The sequence below is a fragment of the Bacillus sp. PAMC28571 genome (assembly GCF_014250435.1).
Taxonomy (GTDB): Bacteria; Bacillota; Bacilli; order Bacillales; family Bacillaceae; genus Bacillus; species Bacillus safensis.
Map to the genome: position 1 here is coordinate 3,359,998 of NZ_CP060191.1, position 21,407 is coordinate 3,381,404.

A 21,407-nucleotide genomic window follows, 5' to 3' on the forward strand; every position below is an offset into this window, starting at 1 on the left:
CGACGCATGTCTTTTTTCATTATGAAGGATATTCACTTGTGTGAATGTCTGCATTCGGCTTTCTAATAAGAGACATTAATCCAATGATAAACAATAGAACCATTGGAGCGAATGCAAGGCCAACTGTTCCAATTAAAAGAGTCACAGCAGAAACCAAGAAAAGAATACCTGAAAGCACGGCACGACGGTCGGTTTTCAAGAAAATCACACCTACAATCGACAGCACAGCCGCAATGGCGGAAACGACCATGAACTGAGTACCAAATGCATGAACCGAAGCCTGAAGCGTTTCAATCGGCAATGTCTCCCCTTCCTCTTTTAACACTTCATTGATTTCATCATAAAATGATGGACCCACAGAAAGGATTAATGCCCCAAACCCGACACCAATGGCATTGAGGACAATACTAATAATCCCCATAATTTTTTCACCTTTACGTTTAATCATGTGTAAACCTCCTAAAAAGTTAAATTAACCTGTTTTCACTTCTCGCTTTTGGAAGACGATTAAGGCAATAGCTAAGAAAATAGCCCAATAGATGACTAGGACGGTTAGTGAGAATCCTAGAGACATACCTTCGATAAGAGTAACCTGTTCCATAAAGTATTGGGATGGATCGTTTGCAAATAACAGATATTTTGACCAATCAAAGAAGAGCATTAAAATACCTGTGACTGATCCACCCACAATATACGCTAACACACTAATGGCAATGGAGATAGCTTCACTTCTAAACACTGTAGAAATGGCGAACGAAAGGGTTCCCAAAACGACAAACATTGCACAATGAGCAAGATAATAATAGACCATATTTGCAAACTGCGAACGTTCAATCACTTCACCATTTTGATACACCAAATTCACATAATCAGTGTTAAGTCCAAAGAAAATAGCACCCAATATGAATGACAAAATAAATAGCACCACAACAAGTAAAAGAGCATACAGCTGCACCGTAATATATTTAGATATTAGGATCTTTAGCCTTGATGGTGGACGAATCAATAATAATTTAATTGTACCATGCTTGTATTCAGCCGACACAATGGTGGAAGCAATAATGATCACAAACACACCGACTAGTTGAAGTAAATTGGCGTTTGTTTTCACATAATCCCATACACTGTGGCTAAACTGATCAGCCGGCGGCAAGTTATGCTTGATTCGATAATCATTAATAGCGATCTCTTTTTCAAGCTCTCTTTTAAAGAAACCATTCTCTGTCTCTTTGAGCTCCTTCTTGTTTTCCTTATTCATCATTTCTAGCTGGGTTTTCCAATCACCTGAAGCATGATCTTTGTCATTTGTTTTCACTACAAAGATCAGCGTGGCAACCATACCTAACACAAGAAGCCCAACCATAATCCAAGTTCCAACACGATAACTGATTTTCATCCACTCGTTTTGAATGAGGCGAATCATACGTCTGCCTCCTTTTTACCTGTTAAGCTTAAGAACTTATCTTCTAAGGTTTGTTTTTCAATTTTGATCTCGTACAAATGAATAGACGCGCTGCTCAAATGACGGATTAATTCTGGCATTTTTTGTTCTGGCATAGAGAAAAATAAGTACTGCTCCTCTTCTCTTACAGTGACGCCTTCCTCAAATGCATCAATGAGCTTCTGTGCTCCTTCAAGCTCCCCGGCTGCTACCTTCATTCGATAATTAACCAAATCATCCTGCTTCGTCTCAGCACGCTGATCCTCAATCGCAATCAGCTTTCCGGTTTGGATAATTGCAAAGCGATCACACATCAATTCCATCTCTGACATGAGGTGACTTGAAACAATTACAGCCAGCCCTTCTTCCTTCGCAAGCCTTCTCAAGTAATCTCGTATCATTCGAATCCCCTCAGGATCAAGTCCATTGGTCGGCTCATCTAAGATTAGCAGTTTCGGTCTATGTATGAGTGCCTGCGCAATGCCCAATCGCTGTTTCATTCCTAATGAAAATGTACGCACACGCTTATGTTTCACATGCTGTAAGCTGACTAGCTCTAACAGCTCATCAATTCGCGCTTCATCCACTTTCCCATTCATTCTGGCAAAGTGAACAAGATTTTGTCTTGCCGTTAAATGATTATACATTTCTGGATTTTCAATAATCGCACCGACATGTTGGATGGCATGCTGATAGGATGTTTGAATACTATGACCATTAATCAGAATGTCACCAGATGTAATGGGAGAAAGACCGACCATCATACGAATGGTTGTTGTTTTCCCTGCACCATTTGGTCCTAAGAAGCCAAAGACTTCGCCCGCTTGGACAGAAAAGCTCAAGTCTTGAACAATCTTTTTCCCGCTAATATGTCTAGATACATTATGCAGTTCTAAAACGTTCGTCACGTTACCTCTCCTTCTTTGTCTAAGTATCATCTATCATTCTATTTCCTGATAAACACCATGATCCGTCAAAAATAGAAGAACACTTCCATATGGTACAGCAATGCCCAAAAGTTGTGAAGGGGATTAGCCAAAATTTAGCGAATCATCTGCCTTTTTTAAGGTAGGGTTAAGAAAACTGCGGATTTTTATGTGAAAAGAGGCTTGATTTTTTTAAAAAATGAACCTTTTTCAACAGGTATATATGTATGGAATTTTGTTTGAGATTATTCCTTTCACCTATAAATAAAGAAAAGAGGCCCTCTTACAGCCTCTTTTCATACATTATATCTTTTTCACAAACTCTGATTTTAATTTCATTGCGCCGAAGCTAGGAATTTTACAATCAATGTTATGGTCGCCTTCAACTAAACGAATGCCTTTGACCTTCGTTCCTATTTTCAAAACGGATGATGAACCTTTTACTTTTAGGTCTTTAATGACAGAGACCGTGTCCCCATCACTTAACAGGTTACCATTCGCATCTTTGACCACAAGCTGTTCCTCTGCCGCTTGTTCTTGTTCAAGTGACCATTCATGCGCACACTCAGGACAAACCAGCAGACTGCCGTCCTCGTAAGTATAAGGTGAGCTGCACGAAGGACAATTCGGTAGATTAGACATTTTTGTTTCCTCCAACTTTCTACATCGTTTATAACAATTTTACCACATTTCGATAGAAAGGAATGTGATAGAAAAGGAAACATTTTTCATCGTTTACTTTTTTATTCCAATTTCTAACACAGCCGCGATATTCCGGGCTGTTCTTTCTACATGAAGAGCCGCATCTCGTATCGCCTCAGACAGAGAGGTAATACCTGGAACGATACTAAACAGTGCATCAATTCCATGATCGTGTACGACTCCACTGTCGTTTGCAAGAGAGCCTGCAATACCAATCACAGGCAGATTATACTGCTTTGCTGCTTTGGCTACGCCGATTGGGGTTTTTCCGTAAATGGTCTGCCGGTCAATTCGGCCTTCTCCCGTAATGACAAGGTCTGCCTCCTTGATGACGTCATCAAAATGAACAGCCTTCAGCACAATATCGATTCCTCTTTGCAAATCAGCTTTTAAAAAGCCTAATAAACTCGCACCAAGTCCTCCTGCCGCTCCTGCCCCTGGTGCATCTCCAAAGGAGACATTGAACTGCTTTTCAGCTACTTGTGCAAAATGAGCCAGATTCTTGTCTAACACTTGAACCATTTCTTCATCTGCTCCCTTTTGAGGTCCGAAAACAGCAGACGCTCCTCTCTCACCCGTTAAAGGATTATCCACATCACAAGCCGCCTCCAGACGGACGGATTGCAGTCTTGGATCGAGTCCAGATAAATTAATTGAAGCTAATTGATGAAGTGCCCCGCCGCCTGTCGTCAGGGAATGTCCTGTGTTATCAAGGAAATCTGCACCTAATCCTTGCATCATTCCAGCGCCGCCATCATTTGTTGCACTTCCGCCAAGGCCAATGATCACGTGCTTCGCTCCTTTATCCAGCGCTGCAAGTATTAATTCACCAGTTCCTCTTGATGTCGTCCATAATGGATTACGTTTTTCTCGCGGTACAAGATGTAAACCAGAGGCTGCAGCCATCTCTATGACAGCAGTCTGACCGTCTCCTAACATGCCAAAAAAGGCAGTCACTGGCTCACCAAGCGGGCCCGTGACCACTTGATGAACAATGTGTCCGCCAGTCGCATCAACCAACGATTGAACGGTCCCCTCTCCTCCATCTGCCATCGGCAGTTTGATATACTCTGCGTTTGGCAAAATAGAACGAAATCCTCGTTCAATGGCACATGCTGTCTCATAAGCAGATAAACTTTCTTTAAATGAATCTGGTGCGATCACAATTTTCATCCTAAAGCCCCTCTTTTCTTATCATGTCCTCAGCCAAACAGCTGGAAAACGCCAAAAATAATGGTCGATACAACGGTTAACGTCAAACCGATTAACGATTCAAAAGGCATGAGCTTCAAACGCTCTTTAATATCCATTTGAACACTTCCTGCTGTTGCATGGAAAAAGCTCCCATGCGGCATATGGTCAAGCACTGTTGCGCCAGCATGAATCATGGCTGCCCCTGAAAGAGCAGATACACCAAGCCCAATCAGTGTTCCGCTAAACACACCGCTCGCTACCGCCGTTCCTGCTGTTGTCGAAGCGGTCGCGGCTGACATAAATATCCCGGAAGTAGGCGCAAGTAAATATGGAGGTAAACCCGATGCATCCAGTGCCTGAATAAACACATCTTTTAAGGAAGAATTCGATACGATTCCTGCTAATGTACCTGTCCCTAATAACATGATCGCTACACCTGACATTTTATGAAGACCCGACATCGCATAATCATTGAGAAATTTCCCTTTTTTCATGAAAAGAGCACCTACAATCCCTCCAATCGGTAAAGCGATCATTGGGTCTATATTGATTTGAAAAAGCGGCCTTAAAGCCAACAATAAAATGGTAACCAGCGGACCAGCCAGTGCTTGAAAAAAAGAAGGTATTTGAACTTTACTTTGCCCAGTTTCCTCTTCAAGAACGGGTGTCCCTTTGTTTGCAAGCTTTTTAGCTAATACATATGTAACAGCCAACCCGAACACAGCTGGAATGATTCCTGCAGCCATCATTGAAGTCAGAGGTACACCAAAAGCGTCTGAAGCGGCAATGGCATTCGGATTCGGTGACATGATATTCCCTGCCTTCCCGCCTCCAATCATAGCAAGGAGAATTCCCGTTTTTGAGAGCTTTGCGCGTTTGGCAATGGCAAGTGCGATGGGCGCTACTGTGATAACCGCAACATCTACAAAAACGCCCACTGTTGTTAAAATCATCGTTGCAAGAGCGAGTGCTAATAGTGCCCTCGCCTCACCAAGCCTTCTCACGATGGCCTCAGCGATAGATAACGCTGCACCTGATTCAATGAGAACACCAGCCAGTACACCTGCGGCCATAATTCTAAGGACAGCCGGAATCATGTCCTTAGCACCTTCCATCATAACGTTGACGGTCTGAACAATGTCTACCCCGCCAACCAATCCGCCTATGAATGCACCAGCCAGCATGCCATAAGCAGGTGATACTTTTTTTAGAATGAGAACAATCGCGATCACAAGCGCCGCCATGGCTCCCAGAGTACTTACCGTCACATCTCCACCCATTCTCAATCCCCCTAAAAATATCTTTCTCCAATTGTAAGCGTTTACCCTAAGGGATTGTGTTGTGAATCTGGATGAACTTTTTTAACTGACCACTCTTCCAAATTGTGCATTTGCACAATCAATATAGTTGAGTCATTAGCTGCGCCATATAAAGCTCGATTAACTGTTTTACATGACGAGGGTCTTTTCCGGTCAATCCTTGAATTTTGTCTAAACGATAACGCAATGTATTCCGATGAATAAATAAACGATCAACAATTCTTTGCAAATCACCGCCCTCTTCAATGTAAACCCTTAATGTATGGGCGAGCTCTGCTTCTTGTGTCAAAGGCTTGTAAAAGTCAGTCCATCGACTGTTCTTTTCAGCAATTCTCACCTTCATGAATAAGCTTTCCAGCTGATACGATTCAAAGAAATACATACTTTCTTCCGGATCAAGAGCCTTCCCTAACCTCAGGGCTTCTCTCGCATGCTGAAAAGAAATTGGCAGCTGGCTGATGTCTTCAGCGACAGTCCCTATCCCCACTAACACTTGGCTTCCTACTGCTCTTTGCATTGTTTTCTGCAGATGACCTGCCGCCTGCTTTACTCGATGTTCAGGTATGGGCTGACTTAAAAGAATCAATTCATGACAAAAGGTCATGCCAAGTAAATCATCCGCATTCTTATCATATTGAATCGCATGCATCAATTTATGAACAGCATCCTCTGAGGATGGAACTGGCTGAAAAACAATAGCCATTCGGTGCTTGTCTAAATCCATCCCCAGCCAAGCAGCTCGATTTTTCAGCTGATGATCCCCAACATCAGAATATGAAATCAACTGATTGACAATTTCACTCTCTATTCGATGACGCCATTGAACCCGCTCAAGCAGAAAAGATTGCTCTAACACCAGTTCAGCTGCCATCTTCACCAGCTCGGCATGATGCCGAATGTCCTCTGGTTCACCAGTAATTCCAATCACACCAACTACTTGTTCATGGAAGCAGATAGGCAAGTTAATCCCAGGTTTCACCCCTTCTAAGCGCAAAGAGGTCTCCTGGTCAATTTCCACACTGTTCCCGCTTGTCAGTACAAGCCGTGCACCATCATGTTTCTGGCCAATCCTGTTTCGCTCACCAGAACCAATAATGACACCATCTGCATTCATCACATTGATGTTTTTATGTAAAATATGCATCGTACGTTCAACCATTTCTTGAGCCAATTCACTGGTCAAAAATTGCATTTGTCATCTCCCCTGAAGGTTTTTTTCATTCAATGTATCATAGTGTCTTTGAACAATAAATGCAAAGTGTTTAAAAACCAGCCATTGACAAAGACACCCTGAAAAGTGTTTAATCAAATCAAGAACCGACCGACAGTCTAGTTAAAAGAAAGGATGGCTTTATGAGAACCGTTAAACATCCTGAGGAACGTAAAAATGACATATTAAACGCAGCCGAAGCGCTTTTTTCAACCAAAGGCTATCAGAAAACAACGATTATTGACATATTAAAAGCCGTTGGCATCGCAAAAGGCACCTTTTACTACTACTTTGCATCAAAAGAAGAAGTAATGGATGCCATTATTGACAGGATCATCAAAGAAGATATCATCGTGGCAAAGCGTATTGCAGCTGAGCCAGACCTTCCAGTCGTTGACAAACTATTTCGTATCATCATGGCGCAATCACCTCAGCAAGGAAGCCATAAACAGGGCATGATCGATCAGTTCCATCAGCCTTCTAATGCAGAAATGCATCAAAAAAGCTTAATCAAAGCCATTAAAGAACTATCACCCGTGTTGGCAGATGTCATTCAGCAAGGTGTAGAGGAAGGGACATTCAAAACGAAGTATCCGCAAGAGACGGTTGAATTTCTCCTTGCTTCTGCACAGGTCATATTTGATGAAGGCCTTTTTCAATGGACAGCCGAAGAAAGTATACAACGCGCTTTAGCTTTTATTGATATACTCGAATCCTCATTGCATGCAGAAAAGGGGAGCTTTTCATTCCTGCTGAAGCGATTATCTGGAGAGCTGGATGAAAATAATCAGTGATTGGTCACTTCAATACCAATCCTGCATACATTATAGACTGACGGTCGGTCTAAAAGGAGAGTGATATTCATGTCTTTGTTATCCAAAAGAGGGTCATCCCACTTTATCTACCTCGTTCTCGGACAGATTATTTCCGTTTTCGGATCTTCTCTCATTCGGTTTGTTCTATCTTTACACGTACTTGATATGACGCATCGAGTTGATTTATATGCCTTACTTTTCGCTTTATCCAATATCCCGCTCCTTCTCTCACCGTTAGCTGGTGCGATCGCTGACCGATTTAACAGAAGGAATTTAATGATTTTATTTGATGTCCTCACCGGCATGATGATTCTTGCCTTCTATTTTTGGTTATTTTCGGGAAATGATTCACTCTATATGATCGGAGCTGTCATGATACTGCTTGGCGTGATGAGTACGTTCTATGCTCCCGCTGTCATGTCCAGCATTCCACAGCTAGTGAAACAAGAGCAATTAGAACAAGCAAACGGCATTGTCAATGGTGTTCAGGCACTTTCAGGTGTTCTCGCACCTATTATCGGAGGAGTTCTATACGGAATGATTGGAAGCCAATCCATCATCGGTGCGAGTGCAATCGTATTTTTTCTATCAGCCTGCATGCTTTTACGGCTAAACATTTCCTTCTCCCCTAGTCCGCTGACAGAGTCCATGGGCAAAGTGCTCATAAAAGATATGAAACAAGGATTTTCTTATATTGGCAGCCAGCCATTTTTAAAAAGAGCCATGCTGCTTGCTGCAATGTTAAATTTCATCCTTACACCATTTTTTATTGTTGGGGGCCCAATCATTTTAAGGGTCACAATGAAGAGCAGTGACATCATGTATGGAATAGGCATGGGCTTGATTGAGTTCGCTGTCATCGCAGGAGCTCTGCTAGTTGGACTTGTAGCGAAGCATTGGCGCATTCCTACTTTATATCGCTGGCTTCTTGTCATCGCAGTCATCTTGCTGCCTGTGGCGCTCTCAACATCCAAAACAGCTCTTCAATTTGGTACTTATCCAGCTTATTTTCTCTTTTTAGCAGGATGTCTTCCAATTGCTATGCTGCTAACTATGATCTCAATCGTTGTGATTTCACATGTTCAAAAGAAAACACCAAATCATCAATTAGGAAAAGTAATGGCCAATCTGACAATGGTTTCTCAATGTGCTGCTCCGCTTGGCCAAATGATGTATGGATTCTTGTTCAATACGTTTTCAGCCACCATGTATGTGACGGTGCTCATCGTCAGTACTTTCATGTTTGCACTAGCCTGCTTAACAAAAAATATGCTTCAGCATGAAGGAGAAGCAGCCTCATGAGATTAGCGTTTATAAAGAAAGACTTAACCCGACACCGTCTCATTTCAATCGGCTTAACCATTTGCATCATGATGACTTCATTTCTCGCAGCAAGTGCAGCTCAAATGATCGTACAGCTGAATGGTTCCATTTCTAACCTGCTCCATTCTGCCAAAGCACCAGACTTTGTCCAAATGCATGACGGCGACCTAAATGAAAAAGACATTGAAGTATTTTCAAGCAAGCAATCCATGGTAAAAGCCCATCAAATCGTCCCAATGATACCAATTGAACATGCAAACATCAGGTTCGGACATGAGCCTGCCAAAGCAGGTGTGATGGATCATTTATTTGTGAAGCAAAATTACAACTTTGATTTTCTTCTAGATGAACAAAACGAAAAGCTTACTGTCAATAAAGGTGAAGTGGCTGTCCCAATTTATTTTCAACAAAAGTATCGGCTTAACATAGGTGAAACATTACTGATTGAGAAAGGAGCTAATCAATTCATCTTTCGCATCAAAGCGTTCTTGCGAGATGCACAAATGAACCCCAGTCTTGTCAGTTCAAAAAGATTTCTTCTTCATAACGAGGATTGGGATGCAATAAATCAAGTGTTTCAACAAAAAGAGTACTTAATCGAATTTTTACTACATGATGCCTCGCAGACAGATGCTTTTCAAGCAATCTATCAATCATCACAGCTGCCACAACAAGGTCCATCTGTCACACTACCTTTACTGCGTATGCTGAATGCATTGACAGATGGAATGGTCATTGCCATTCTCCTGCTTGTTTGCCTGCTGCTCATCAGTATAGCCCTTCTCTCTCTCCATCTTGCTATGACGGCTTCTATAGAAGAGGATGAACGTGAAATTGGCATACTGAAGGTGCTTGGGATCCCTTTAACAAGAATCAAGCAATTATACGTTGGTAAATATGCCGCGCTTGCTTGTGCAGGGTGTATAGCAGGATATGTGTTAACGCTTATATTTGGTGATATGTTTACAACCAATATTCACCGTTACATGGGGAATCAGCCTTCTTTTGCTCATTGGTTAATCCCGCTTTTTGTTTCTATTGCGACGGCAATGATCGTCATCTCTTGCAGCTATGCTGTCCTAAGAAAGTTTGGTCAAATATCAGCTGCTCAAGCACTTCAAGGCGTTATCAATTCACCGAATCATAAGAAAAAAATACCTATGCACCTCAAGAAAAGCAGGTTCATACCAATCAATATTTGGCTTGGTTTAAAAGATCTGATATCACGAAAGAAGTTGTACACAACGATTTCTTGTATTATTGCACTCTGTACATTTTTAATGCTCATGCCTATTCAGCTATGGCATACCTTACAATCACCGGATTTCATCACATACCTTGGCTCTGGTAAAAGTGACCTTCGAATGGATATACGCCAAGGAAATCATCTAGCGAAAAATACAAACGAAATAGAATCAATGATTCGTCAAGATCAGAGCATACAAACAGCAGCCATCTATAAAACTACTTCTCTTCAGGTGAAATCAAAGGAGAACACATTAGAAACGCTCTACTTAGAAACAGGTGAGCTCTCAGCATTTCCCCTAAACTATTTAAAAGGGCGGCAGCCTTTAAAGAATGAAGAAATTGCCTTATCCGTATTAAATGCAGATTCACTTCAGAAAAAGATAGGAGAAAAAATCACTCTCGTAAATAATAGGCATGAAATCCAAAGAACGGTGACAGGTATTTATCAGGACGTGACCAATGGAGGCAAAACAGCAAAAGCTATATCACAGCCATTTCCTCAACCAGTTCTTTGGCAAACCCTTCAAATCCAACTAAAGCCAGGAGTAAATATTGCAGAGAAAAAGGCAATATTTGAAAAAAAGGTATCTCCTGCAAAAGTGACAGATATGAAAGAGTACGTTCATCAAACGATCGGCAGCACAGCAGCTATTGTAAAAGTCATTGCATTTTTTGCTGCATTAGCTGCCTTTGGAACCGCCAGCTTAATGCTATTCATGTTTCTGCACATGTTAAAGGCGAAAGATTCGAGCCGAAATCACATGTTAAGAACAATTGGTTTTTCTATAACAGATATAACATCACAATATATATCGAGTTTTATCGTTGTTCTGTGTTTTGGCGCCTTTATTGGAACAATCGCGGTGAGTACCATTGGTCCTGCTTTGATGAGTATAGGTGGAGCAACATTAGGGGCGTCGAGCCTCCAGTGGCTGTCACCGCAATGGGTGTCAGTTGTGTACCCCGTTACACTAGTTATTGTCAATTTAGCTTTGACCACCTGGTTATTGAAGACGTTTTTTTCCAGTCCAACGACAAGGCAAACACTTTTATAAGGAGATGTTTCACATGGAACACTTGATTGAAACGCAGCGATTGTCTTTGCATATCAATTCATTAAAAGGACAAAAACAAACCATTCTTAAGGATATTCATTTATCGATAAAGCGTGGGGAATTCGTGACCATTATGGGACCTTCTGGATGTGGGAAAACATCCTTACTTTATCAGCTTAGCGGCATAGAAAAAGCTTCAACAGGAGAGATCAAATATAAAGGCCGATCACTATCAGAAATGACAGACAAACAGTTAAGTGCTCTGCGCTTAACAGAGATGGGGTTTGTCTTTCAGCACAGTCATTTATTAAAAAATCTTAATCTATTTGACAACATCATTACTGCAGCTTATTTAGCAAAGAAAAAGCCAAGACAAGAATTGAATGAACGAGCTCAATATTTAATGGAAAAACTTGATATTGATCATTTGGCAAATAGATATTTGACAGAAGTATCGGGAGGACAGCTTCAAAGAACCGCTATCTGCCGAGCGCTCATGAATGAACCAGACATACTTTTTGCTGATGAACCAACAGGGGCTCTTAATTCCAGTACAACGAAGGAAGTGATGAATATATTTTCAAGAGTACACGCTGAAGGAGCAACACTGCTGCTTGTCACACATGACCCTAAGGTGGCTCTTCGTTCTGAAAAAATCATGTTTATGAATGACGGAGAAATTGCAGACAGTTTACAATTAGGTAGATATGACCTTTCAACTGCCGAGAAACGAGAAATGAGATTAAATCAATGGCTGCAAGATTTAGGTTTTTAATTTGAGTAAAAACAGGCAGGAAACTGCCTGTTCTACTTTTTCTGGCACTCAAACGAGTAATCCATAGACAAACTATTTGTTTCTAAAATGATTTTGCCGCCAGCTTGTTGACAAGATTCTGTCAGCAGCTCAATTTCTTTGCTATAAAAGTATCTCTTTGACATATAAACAGTCACTAAAACAAGGAACAGAGTCGCGATAATGACTGTGATTTGTCTATTTAAACTTTGAAATCTTTTTTTCATTTCAACATCCTTTCTAAAAGGTCGGAGTTTGTGTTTAATACTTACTTTTGTCGTCATCTACCAGTTTCTTATCTCATGATCTAGCAACATCATACATGATTTTCTTTCCTAGATCGACCTTCCATTTTTCCTCTGAAATAGTTAAAACTGCTTTATTCCAAATATACGAGTGATATTTTCGTTCATTATCATAAAATCCATTGTATATATCCCTTTTTTAGATTTCCAAAAAGAGATTTTATTCATTTGTGCTAACAAGCAATCACCCTTACAATATCGTACATCACATGACCTTAGGTCCTTTTTATTACCTCTTGTCAATCACTTCGCAGAAACGATTATATTTTACCAAAAATTGTGATATCGTTTTTTATGAAACAGGTGAAAGGATCTTAAAGAGGTGAAATTTCCATGGCTATCATTTCTGCTGAACAGGTGGGGAATCGTTTAAATGATTGGAGAATTGCAATTCGCAAGCATGATGTACACAGTGCAAAAGCAATGTATACAGAATTAAAAGAATTACTTCAAAAAATGGAAGAAAATCAGGAAGTTTTGACCTATTACTCATTGCTAGAAGGCAAGTATAAACTCATGTTATATGAACGGAGAGGTACAAAACTGAAGGAACAGCCAGAGCCAGATTGCCCCTCTAAAACAAACGACTTAATTGAATACTACTTTTACCTATACAAAGCCCTTTACGCTTCATATAAAAGAGACTATGCATCAGCCATTGGACTGTTTAAAATTGCCGAGAAAAAACTACAACACATTCCTGATGAAATAGAAGTAGCAGAATTTCATACGAAAATCGCTAACTTATATATGCTGCTTCGTCAAAGCCTGATTTCTCTACACTATATTCAGAATGCTATTGATATTTTCAAAAGTCATGAAGGATATGAGAGAAGACTAGCTGCAGCCTTTGTCATCGCCGCTGCTAATTATATGGACATTGGTGACTTTATAAGAGCAGAAGACTACTACAAAAAAGCATTACACATCGCAGACAGTCTCAACGATCATTTTCTAACATCACAGCTTTATCATAATATCAGCATTTTGTACGCCGAAGCTGGCGAATCCAAAAAATGTATTGATGCCCTAGAAAAGGCTCTTAGTGATGAAGACTACCTCTCTTCGTGTTACTTTCATCACTCCATGTACATGTTAATGAAAGAGCTGCTTTCTATCGATGAAAGGACACAAGCTCTCTATTACTTCGAATTGGTGAACCAAAAACATGAATCAGAGAAATGCCCCATCTATACAGCAAAAATGAATTTGCTTTACCATCTATACTTCACTGAAGATATGGCTCAAAAAGCTCAAGCCTGTTTCGATGAAATCAGCATTCTTAAAAAATTAAAAGATGCTGAAGGAGTCTGTGAATTAAGTGCATTAGCTGCAAAACACTTTGAAGAGCTGGGAGCAATTCATCAAGCCTATCTCTTTTTAAAGGAAGCTGATCGCATGAAACATCCTATTATTGACTGGGGGAATTCTAATGAAAAAAATGAGTTTATTGATCATCACTTTGACCATCGTTGTTTTAGGACAAACAGGGGCTTTCAATCCATTAAATGATGGCAATCCTGGTACAACAGAACGCCCTATCGGAACTTAATATAACATTGGTCATACAAAGAACCACTCGCCTCATCAAGGCAAGTGGTTCCACATTTATTTTAGTTGCTGATAAGAAATGAGGCGGTGTATATGTACCGCAAGATAAGTCAGCTCATCATTAGGAATGATGATACTATGCACCTGTTTAATATAGTCTTTGATCTTAAAAGCAACATCCATCGCTTGAGGATATAAATGTGCAATTTGTTCAAATAACTCATTTTCTTGATCTGATAATAATTTATCAGCATAAAATCTTTCTACAAAGAATTTCACATGTGTAATGAACCGACTGTAATGAATATTCTCTTGATCCATTTCCATATTCAACGTATAGCGCACAAGATTGACAATACTTCCGATCATCTTGGCGTATTTCATACCATCTTTCGACTCGGACTCTTCACCTAATGCATTAATTAAGTGAAAGGCGATATTGGCAGCTTCTTCTTTTGGTAATTGTATGCCCAATGTGTCATTGACTAACTCAAGTGCGTAATTTCCTACTTCAAATTCTTCTGTATAGTAATTTTTGATTTCCCAATACACGCGATTCGTAATATTAATATTCTTTTTATGACGTTCCACTGCAAAATTCAAATGATCCATTAAGGTAAAATAAACACCTGAATTTAAATTTGAGTTTAAACGTTTTTCTGCATATTTGACGATGTGCTGAGTTAAATCGATAAATTCCTGCGGCATTGAATCTAACAGTTGAAGAAATTCTTTTGCTCTCATGTTATCGACTGACATAAAGACTTGGTCCGCTTTTTTCTCTTCTATCATTTGACCTGGTTTCTGTCCATAGCCAATTCCTCGGCCGAACAAAACCATCTCCTGTTGGTTCTGATCTTCAGCCAGGACCACACTCGAGTTTAAAACTTTTTTGATTTTAAACATCGTCATCACCTGTTTTCATGATTGTGGTGTTCAATCAAGCGATTCTCCATTCGTCTCAATGACTTTTTGGTACCAATAAAATGAGTCTTTTCGAGATCGTTTTAATGTCCCGTTCCCGTCATCATCTTGATCTACGTGAATGAAGCCATAACGTTTTGACATTTGTGATGTACCTGCACTAATAATATCAATCGAGCCCCAGCTCGTATATCCAAAGAGATCGACGCCTTCTTCAATGGCTTCTCTCATTTGACGGAAATGTTCCTTAAAATAGTTAATACGATAGTCGTCATGAATTGAGCCATCACTTTCAACTACATCCTTTGCACCCATGCCGTTCTCGACAATGATAAGAGGTTTTTGATAGCGATCATACAATTCGATCAAAGAAATTTTCAGACCAACCGGATCAATTTGCCAGCCCCAGTCAGTTGAAGGAAGATAAGGGTTTTTGACTCCACGAATGGTATTTCCTTCTGTCTCTTCTAATCCTTCTTGGGCTGATTCCGTTAAAGACATATAGTAGCTGAATGAGATAAAATCTACTGTGTTTTCCTTTAAAATGTTAAGATCATCTGCTTCCATTTGAATATGAATATCTTTTCTCTCAAGCATGCGCTTGATCAGCGGTGGATACTCGCCAAATACCTGAACATCTGCATAGAAATAGTTTTCTAAGTTTTGTTTCAAAGCTTGTTCCACATCATTCGGGTGGCACGTATGCGGATACGTTGTCAATTTTGTCAGCATACATCCTACCTGGCTGCCTGGGATGATACGATGGCAATCTGCTGTTACAAGAGCAGATGCGACAAATTGATGATGAAGTGCTTGGTACACCGTCTCTTCTACTTTTCCTTCTGGGCAGCGATCAGGAATAATTCCCGCTGTAATGAAAGAGTGGCGGTGAATACTATCAATTTCATTAAAAGTGAGCCAATATTTCACATCATCTTTATAACGTTCGAAACAAACATTGGCGAACTTCACAAAGAGGTCGATTACTTTTCTTTCAACCCAGCCATTATATTTCACACTAAGGGCTAAAGGCATTTCATAATGAGAGAGTGTCACGATCGGTTCTATGTTGTGTTTTTTCATTTCTGCAAATACACGATCATAAAATTGCAGCCCTTTTTCATTCGGTTCCGCTTCTTCTCCAGTAGGGAAGATACGACTCCATGCAATAGAAATGCGAAGTGTTTGAAATCCCATTTCAGCAAAGAGAGCCAAATCCTCTTTATAGTGATGATAGAAATCAACACCTCTGCGCTTTGGGTATTTTTTATCGTCTGGATCTTTCATCGCACGATCTATATTTTCAGTGGTAACAGCAAGATGACCTTCATAATCTTCTACACTCAAGTTGGAACGGTACATTGCAATATCTGCAACAGACGGTCCCTTTCCATCTATATTCCAGGCGCCTTCTGCCTGGTTAGCAGCAATGGCACCGCCCCATAAAAATCCTTTTGGAAAACCTTTGATTTTTTTCATATGATTAGCCTCCTAATTGTGTAACAACCATCAATGTATCTTGACGATTGACCTCTTGTAATGGCTGTACCTTAATATCATATTGATCTGTATTTGTGACTACAGCAAGAGTTACTGGATCATACCCTGCTTCCATGATTTTTTCTAGGTCAAATTCAATCAATAAATCACCCGCTTGAACACGATCTCCAGCCTGCACCTTTGGATGGAAATACTGTCCTTCCAACTGAACGGTGTCAATGCCGATGTGGAATAATACTTCAACTCCATGGTCCGTCTTCATACCAAGTGCATGGTTTGTTTCGAACAGTAAGGTTACCTCTCCATCTACTGGTGCATAAAGTGCTCCCTTTGAAGGTACAATGGCAATTCCTTCTCCCATGACCTTTGAAGAGAAAATATCATCTTTCACTTCAGATAGAGAGATCATTTGACCAATCACAGGGCTTTTGAATGTTTCTCCTGCTCCAATTTTTTCAGCAAACCCAGCTTGGTCCTTTGTCTTTTCTTCTACAGTTCGATCTTTACCTAATACAAAAGCAGCGATAAAGGCGACAATAAACGAAATGACCGCTCCAATGATAGCAAACATCAAATTTCGCGGGAGCTCATCTGATATAAACATCGACATGCTTGCTAACCCAGGGCCAACAAGCACAAAGGCTTGTATACCAACTAAACCAATGAAAATCCCGCCAACAAACGAACCCATCATAACACTTCCAAGGACTCGCTTATTTTGCAGTGTCACACCATACAGCGCCGGCTCTGTGATGCCAAAAAAGGCTGATATTCCTGCCGAAATGGCTGTTGATCTGAGTACCTTGTCTTTTGTTCGAAGTGCCACAGCAAAACACGCTCCACTTTCCGCGATATTATGCGCAAGTGATGCCGGTAAATAAAGTGCTTCTTTCCCAAGGGTTCCCATCGTTGTGACTGCATAAGGGACCATTGCTTTGTGCATGCCTGAAGCAACCATGAATGGGAGGACCGCTGCTAAAATTGCGACAGCTACCCAGCCTACCGTATTAAACATCGCAAGAATAATAGATGAAAAGCCTTGCCCCGCTGTAAAACCAATCGGTCCTAACAGAAGTAGCGTAACTGGTACAGTAATGACCAATGACATCATCGGAACGAAGAAAATCCGAATTGGTTTTGGTGAAAACCGTGTAAAGAATTTTTCCATTTTCGCGTAAAGCAATACAGAAAGGATTGCCGGAAACACTTGATATGCATAAGCTATATTTTTTACATCGAATGAAAGTAATTGCGCACCTTCTGTAAGCATCGCCGTCATGTTCGGCAGAAGGAGCGCACCGACTGCTGATAGAGCGACCAGTGGATTTACTTTTAGTTTATTCGCCGTCGTTACAGCAACTAGTAAAGGCAGAAAGTAAAGTGGTGCATCACCTACCATGTTCAGTATTTGATAGGTTTGTCCCTTTGCATCCATCCAGCCTAATAAAGAGAAAAGGAGAAGAAATGATTTTAAAATTCCTCCGCCTGCGATAGCTGGTACAAGCGGTTGGAAGACACCGACAATGAAATCTAACAGAACTGTGCCTGCTTTTCTTTTTTCTTTTGGCTGGTTGGATGGCACGTCTTGGCTTGATGAGGTGCTGCCTATTAAACTAGTTACCTTTTGATACACTTCAATGACATCATTCCCAATGACTACTTGGCATTGTCCTGACATTCTGACAGCTATAACACCTGGTGTTTTTTCTAGTGCTGGTACATCTGCTTTTTTCTGATCGATTAGTGTGAAGCGAAGCCTTGTTGAACAGTGTTCAAGGTGCGCAATGTTTTCTTTGCCGCCTACATGCTGTAAAACGTCTTTGGCAACTTGTGTGTAATTCATTTTTTCTTCTCCCCCTTTTCTCATACACGAGACCTATATTTTAGCAACAAAAAAAGGATCTAAAACGACAAATAAAAGAAATTCATCGTTTTTAGATCCTGCCTGCATGACCAGTCACATGTCTAATTTATTCATATTGGATTTGTTTTTAGTATATATTGATTATATGAAAGCGTCAACATTTATTTTTCTAAAAATTATTAAGGTCTTTATACCCAAATTACTCTTCTTTCATTGTTGAAGTAACCTTCCTGTTTTTTTATACAATAAATATCCTTTTATCACTCACCAAAAACTACTTCCATCTAAAAACCAGATAAGTTTAAAATGACCCATCTGGTTTATCATCATCTATTTTTTCTTTTCTTCAGCCTGCTTTTTGAATGCTTCCGTTTGTTCTTGATATTCCTCTTTCGTGACAGCTTTAAATTCTATTGTACCGCCTGCCATTTTAAAAGGAAATTTAATTGATGTTGCATCTCGATCAGTTTCCCCTAAAATAAACCCCTTTTCAATTGCAGGATAAGTACTCAAATCAAACATTATCCCATCTGAAACACCACCGGCTGTATGTTTCGTTTCTTTATATGGTTCACCACCATCTCCTGGAACCGTTCTCATCAAAAAAGAACCTGCCCATTCAGACTGCATATACATCCGTTTTACTTTTAGAAATAGCTGGTATGAACCATCCTCCGCTGTATACAGATAACCATAAGCGCCTGTTACTTTCTTAATAAAGTTTCTTACATAATCATGGAATCTATTCTCAGAGTCCTCCATCAATTCATCATATCGGTCATGAATATCCTTTTGAACAGCACGTAGTTTTGTTTGATCAACTGCTTTATAGGTGATGCTTTGCTTTTCACCTTGTTTTTTCACAGAAAGATCTTTTTCATCAAGGTGAACTTTATATGTGATCGTCTCTTTCCCTTGCTTCACTTGAAATTCGTAACCGTTTTCAACAGTTTTACCAGTTAATTTATATTTGTTGATAAATAGGTTGGGATCAAAATGTCTTTTTGGGTTTTCCTCCAAAATGGTTTCATTCAGATAACCAGTGACTTTCCCTTTTCTCTCTGTTACCTTGAACCAGTTCACTTGATCCTTTGTCTTATATACAAAGGCGTAATAGTTGTTCAATACACTCTTTTTTGCATTTGCTTGGTATGCTATCCAGCTGACAGCAACGATGACTAGTACCGCTAAAATTGCTACGATCCAGATTTTTGATCTATTCATACATACCTCCTCTGATCATTGATCTGACGGATTTTTATTTTTTCTATCAATATATTGTGATGCATCTCCTAGCGATCTCTTCACCTCCTTCATTGGATTTTTTCTAAAACCTCTTGTATCACCAATGGATATCGCATATTATATATCTAAATGATATATCTTTTAGATAGGTGTGCTGATATGAAAAAATACAATGATACGACGTATGCGATTTTAGGTATTTTAACGACTGATTGTAAGTCAGGGTACGAAGTGAAGCAATTAATTGATAGAAGCCTGCATCATTTTTGGAAAATCAGTTATGGACAAATTTATCCAGCTTTAAAGTTAATAGTCGAGGAAGGCCTTGCGGAAGTTTCACCTGCTGCTACTTCTGGCCGATCAGACAAGCGGGAATATCATTTGACTGAAAAAGGACTGGATACGTTAAGAGAGTGGCTGGCGCAGCCGCTCGATCAATTACCAACAGAGCGTAATGAGGTGTTATTAAAGTTATTCTTCGGTCAATATCTTTCGTTTGAGAAAAAATTGGTGCTTTTACAGGATTATGAGCGGCAGCTCCGTATTCGTTATGAAACTTATGTATCAATTGAACAAAACATTCAAGAGCTTTATCCTGATGAAGCGGATGCGAAGTATTGGCTGTTTACTTTAAATTATGGGAAAAGAGTGGCTCAAGCAGGCATTGATTGGTGCGTGGACACATTCCATTCGATGAAGAAGGAAGGGTAAATAAATGAAAAAAGACATACGTGCTGGCAGATTTACAACGGACAATTCTGAATCGATTGTTGTGTTCATTATCGGAATGAGAATCAACAAACGCTGGGCCATTCATCAATGGCTGCCTGTGTTCATGGCAATGCCTAGCATGATCAAGGAGCTGTATACCCATCAAGATGAGCTTGGGTTTCTTGGAACAGAGAATTACTTCGGATTACGCACGACAGCGATGATTCAATATTGGAAATCAACCGATGACCTCCTTGCCTATGCCAAGATGGAGAAGCATTTGGCTGCTTGGAAAGAATTTAACCAAAGAGCACGAAATAATGACGCGGTCGGAATTTATCATGAAACGTACCAAATACAAGCCGGGTCGTATGAATCCATCTACGTGAACATGCCTTCCTACGGACTGAGCCAAGCGAAATCCCCTATTTCAATAAGTAAAGGACAACAAACAGCGAAGGAACGTCTGAATACAACAAATTCCTAGAGAGCGATTCTCTAGGAATTTCTTTTTGCAACGGTCACAAAATGCTTTAATATGCGGGCTGTTAATCCCCATATGGTGTAGTTTTCGTAATCATAAAACCATTCCTCAATCGAACGGCTTCCCCAGCTGTATTTTTCACCATTCATGATTTTTTCATAAGGGAAGTCCTCGCCTGGTGTTGGCTGAACGGATACATGATGTAAGTATGGCTCATATTGGCTGAGCCATGATAGAGGCACGGTAAAAGTCTCCTCTACTTCTTCTTGATTAAAGGAGTGTTTCACTTTTTGCTTATCAATGATACCAACATATGGGTATACCACGAAGGATGGAGAAGCGATATAAGGACTAAGCTGTCCAAGGATCTCGACCGATTCTGGCGGAATGCCAAGCTCTTCATGTGTTTCTCGCAGTGCAGCTTCCTGTGCAGTTTCGCTGCCGTCAAGCTTGCCCCCAGGAAAGCTAATATCCCCCGGCTGTTTTCTCATGGTGAGCGATCGTACCTCAAATAATATATGCCATTCTCCATTTACTTGCACCAAAGGGATAAGGACTGCTGCTTTGAACGCTGTCTCTTCTCCAATGAACAACGGCTGTGATTGATGTAAGTCATTTTTTAATTGATCAATGAACACGGACATCACCTGTTTTCTGTTTCTCTTTCCTTTAGCGTATCATGGTTCTCCTTTTGAATAAAGATGATCCTTCTGACAATTATTTTTATCATTTTGACAACTTTACTTGTCAAAATGAATATAATGCTTTACAATCAAGGAAAGATTTCAAGCAAAATT

At 40.2% G+C, this 21,407-nt stretch carries 20 protein-coding genes; 7 read left to right on the forward strand and 13 right to left on the reverse strand.

The genetic code is table 11. The annotated features are described in order from the left end of the window. Window positions 1–19: 19 nt before the first annotated feature. The 7 genes from H7F25_RS17005 to H7F25_RS17035 form a co-directional block, all read right to left on the reverse strand. Window positions 20–448, reverse strand: coding sequence for a DUF4064 domain-containing protein (locus H7F25_RS17005; protein WP_024423966.1), 429 nt, complete (start codon window positions 446–448; stop codon window positions 20–22). Window positions 449–472: 24 nt separating this feature from the next. Further along, on the reverse strand, window positions 473–1,423 hold the full coding sequence (locus tag H7F25_RS17010) for an ABC transporter permease (protein WP_024423967.1): 951 nt from the start codon (window positions 1,421–1,423) through the stop codon (window positions 473–475). Beyond that, the gene (locus H7F25_RS17015; protein WP_024423968.1) at window positions 1,420–2,349 is read right to left on the reverse strand and encodes an ABC transporter ATP-binding protein; all 930 of its coding nucleotides are present in this window, start codon (window positions 2,347–2,349) and stop codon (window positions 1,420–1,422) included. The genes H7F25_RS17010 and H7F25_RS17015 overlap by 4 nt, the downstream gene beginning before the upstream one ends. A gap of 321 nt (window positions 2,350–2,670) precedes the next feature. Continuing rightward, on the reverse strand, window positions 2,671–3,009 hold the full coding sequence (locus tag H7F25_RS17020) for a zinc ribbon domain-containing protein YjdM (RefSeq protein ID WP_024423969.1): 339 nt from the start codon (window positions 3,007–3,009) through the stop codon (window positions 2,671–2,673). A 93-nt stretch (window positions 3,010–3,102) separates the two neighbouring features. Further along, window positions 3,103–4,242 (reverse strand): glycerate kinase, encoded by a 1,140-nt coding sequence (locus H7F25_RS17025; RefSeq protein WP_185853976.1) that lies wholly within the window; start codon window positions 4,240–4,242, stop codon window positions 3,103–3,105. Between the two features lie 29 nt (window positions 4,243–4,271). Further along, window positions 4,272–5,543: a GntP family permease gene (locus tag H7F25_RS17030; RefSeq protein WP_025093737.1), complete on the reverse strand. Its 1,272-nt coding sequence runs from the start codon at window positions 5,541–5,543 to the stop codon at window positions 4,272–4,274. A gap of 118 nt (window positions 5,544–5,661) precedes the next feature. After that, window positions 5,662–6,774, reverse strand: a complete 1,113-nt coding sequence (locus H7F25_RS17035) for a CdaR family transcriptional regulator (protein WP_185853977.1) — start codon at window positions 6,772–6,774, stop codon at window positions 5,662–5,664. A gap of 161 nt (window positions 6,775–6,935) precedes the next feature. Between H7F25_RS17035 and H7F25_RS17040 the strand changes: the two genes are divergently transcribed. The 4 genes from H7F25_RS17040 (at window position 6,936) to H7F25_RS17055 (ending at window position 12,008) form a co-directional block, all read left to right on the forward strand. Beyond that, a complete protein-coding gene (locus H7F25_RS17040; protein WP_044334868.1) occupies window positions 6,936–7,586 on the forward strand; it encodes a TetR/AcrR family transcriptional regulator in 651 nt (216 codons plus the stop codon). Between the two features lie 69 nt (window positions 7,587–7,655). Continuing rightward, window positions 7,656–8,909 carry an MFS transporter gene (locus H7F25_RS17045; RefSeq protein WP_185853978.1) on the forward strand — a complete coding sequence of 418 codons (1,254 nt, stop codon included), beginning with the start codon at window positions 7,656–7,658 and terminating at the stop codon, window positions 8,907–8,909. After that, a complete protein-coding gene (locus H7F25_RS17050; RefSeq protein ID WP_025093733.1) occupies window positions 8,906–11,233 on the forward strand; it encodes an FtsX-like permease family protein in 2,328 nt (775 codons plus the stop codon). Before H7F25_RS17045 ends, H7F25_RS17050 begins: the two co-directional genes overlap by 4 nt. A gap of 13 nt (window positions 11,234–11,246) precedes the next feature. Beyond that, window positions 11,247–12,008: an ABC transporter ATP-binding protein gene (locus H7F25_RS17055; protein ID WP_185853979.1), complete on the forward strand. Its 762-nt coding sequence runs from the start codon at window positions 11,247–11,249 to the stop codon at window positions 12,006–12,008. Between the two features lie 32 nt (window positions 12,009–12,040). Here H7F25_RS17055 and H7F25_RS17060 read toward each other — a convergent pair whose 3' ends face one another. After that, the gene (locus H7F25_RS17060) at window positions 12,041–12,253 is read right to left on the reverse strand and encodes a hypothetical protein (RefSeq protein WP_185853980.1); all 213 of its coding nucleotides are present in this window, start codon (window positions 12,251–12,253) and stop codon (window positions 12,041–12,043) included. Between the two features lie 411 nt (window positions 12,254–12,664). On the opposite strand from H7F25_RS17060, the gene H7F25_RS17065 reads away from it, so the two are divergent. Beyond that, window positions 12,665–13,843 carry a Rap family tetratricopeptide repeat protein gene (locus H7F25_RS17065; RefSeq protein ID WP_044334860.1) on the forward strand — a complete coding sequence of 393 codons (1,179 nt, stop codon included), beginning with the start codon at window positions 12,665–12,667 and terminating at the stop codon, window positions 13,841–13,843. Between the two features lie 96 nt (window positions 13,844–13,939). Here H7F25_RS17065 and H7F25_RS17070 read toward each other — a convergent pair whose 3' ends face one another. The 4 genes from H7F25_RS17070 to H7F25_RS17085 all read right to left on the reverse strand — a co-directional run bounded on the left by H7F25_RS17070 (window position 13,940) and on the right by H7F25_RS17085 (window position 19,394). Then, window positions 13,940–14,788, reverse strand: a complete 849-nt coding sequence (locus tag H7F25_RS17070) for a PRD domain-containing protein (protein WP_185853981.1) — start codon at window positions 14,786–14,788, stop codon at window positions 13,940–13,942. 30 nt (window positions 14,789–14,818) lie between these two features. After that, window positions 14,819–16,285, reverse strand: a complete 1,467-nt coding sequence (locus H7F25_RS17075; protein ID WP_172881571.1) for a glycoside hydrolase family 1 protein — start codon at window positions 16,283–16,285, stop codon at window positions 14,819–14,821. 4 nt (window positions 16,286–16,289) lie between these two features. Beyond that, window positions 16,290–18,149, reverse strand: coding sequence for a beta-glucoside-specific PTS transporter subunit IIABC (locus H7F25_RS17080; RefSeq protein ID WP_103131829.1), 1,860 nt, complete (start codon window positions 18,147–18,149; stop codon window positions 16,290–16,292). A 351-nt stretch (window positions 18,150–18,500) separates the two neighbouring features. Next, the gene (locus H7F25_RS17085) at window positions 18,501–19,394 is read right to left on the reverse strand and encodes a hypothetical protein (RefSeq protein ID WP_056765255.1); all 894 of its coding nucleotides are present in this window, start codon (window positions 19,392–19,394) and stop codon (window positions 18,501–18,503) included. Window positions 19,395–19,574: 180 nt separating this feature from the next. On the opposite strand from H7F25_RS17085, the gene H7F25_RS17090 reads away from it, so the two are divergent. Together H7F25_RS17090 and H7F25_RS17095 are read left to right on the forward strand one after the other, a co-directional pair. After that, a complete protein-coding gene (locus tag H7F25_RS17090; RefSeq protein WP_185853982.1) occupies window positions 19,575–20,126 on the forward strand; it encodes a PadR family transcriptional regulator in 552 nt (183 codons plus the stop codon). Between the two features lie 4 nt (window positions 20,127–20,130). Further along, window positions 20,131–20,613, forward strand: a complete 483-nt coding sequence (locus H7F25_RS17095; RefSeq protein ID WP_185853983.1) for a DUF4188 domain-containing protein — start codon at window positions 20,131–20,133, stop codon at window positions 20,611–20,613. A gap of 11 nt (window positions 20,614–20,624) precedes the next feature. Here the strand turns inward: H7F25_RS17095 and H7F25_RS17100 are convergent, their stop codons facing one another. Continuing rightward, window positions 20,625–21,248 carry an NUDIX hydrolase gene (locus H7F25_RS17100; RefSeq protein WP_185853984.1) on the reverse strand — a complete coding sequence of 208 codons (624 nt, stop codon included), beginning with the start codon at window positions 21,246–21,248 and terminating at the stop codon, window positions 20,625–20,627. Window positions 21,249–21,407 lie beyond the last annotated feature (159 nt).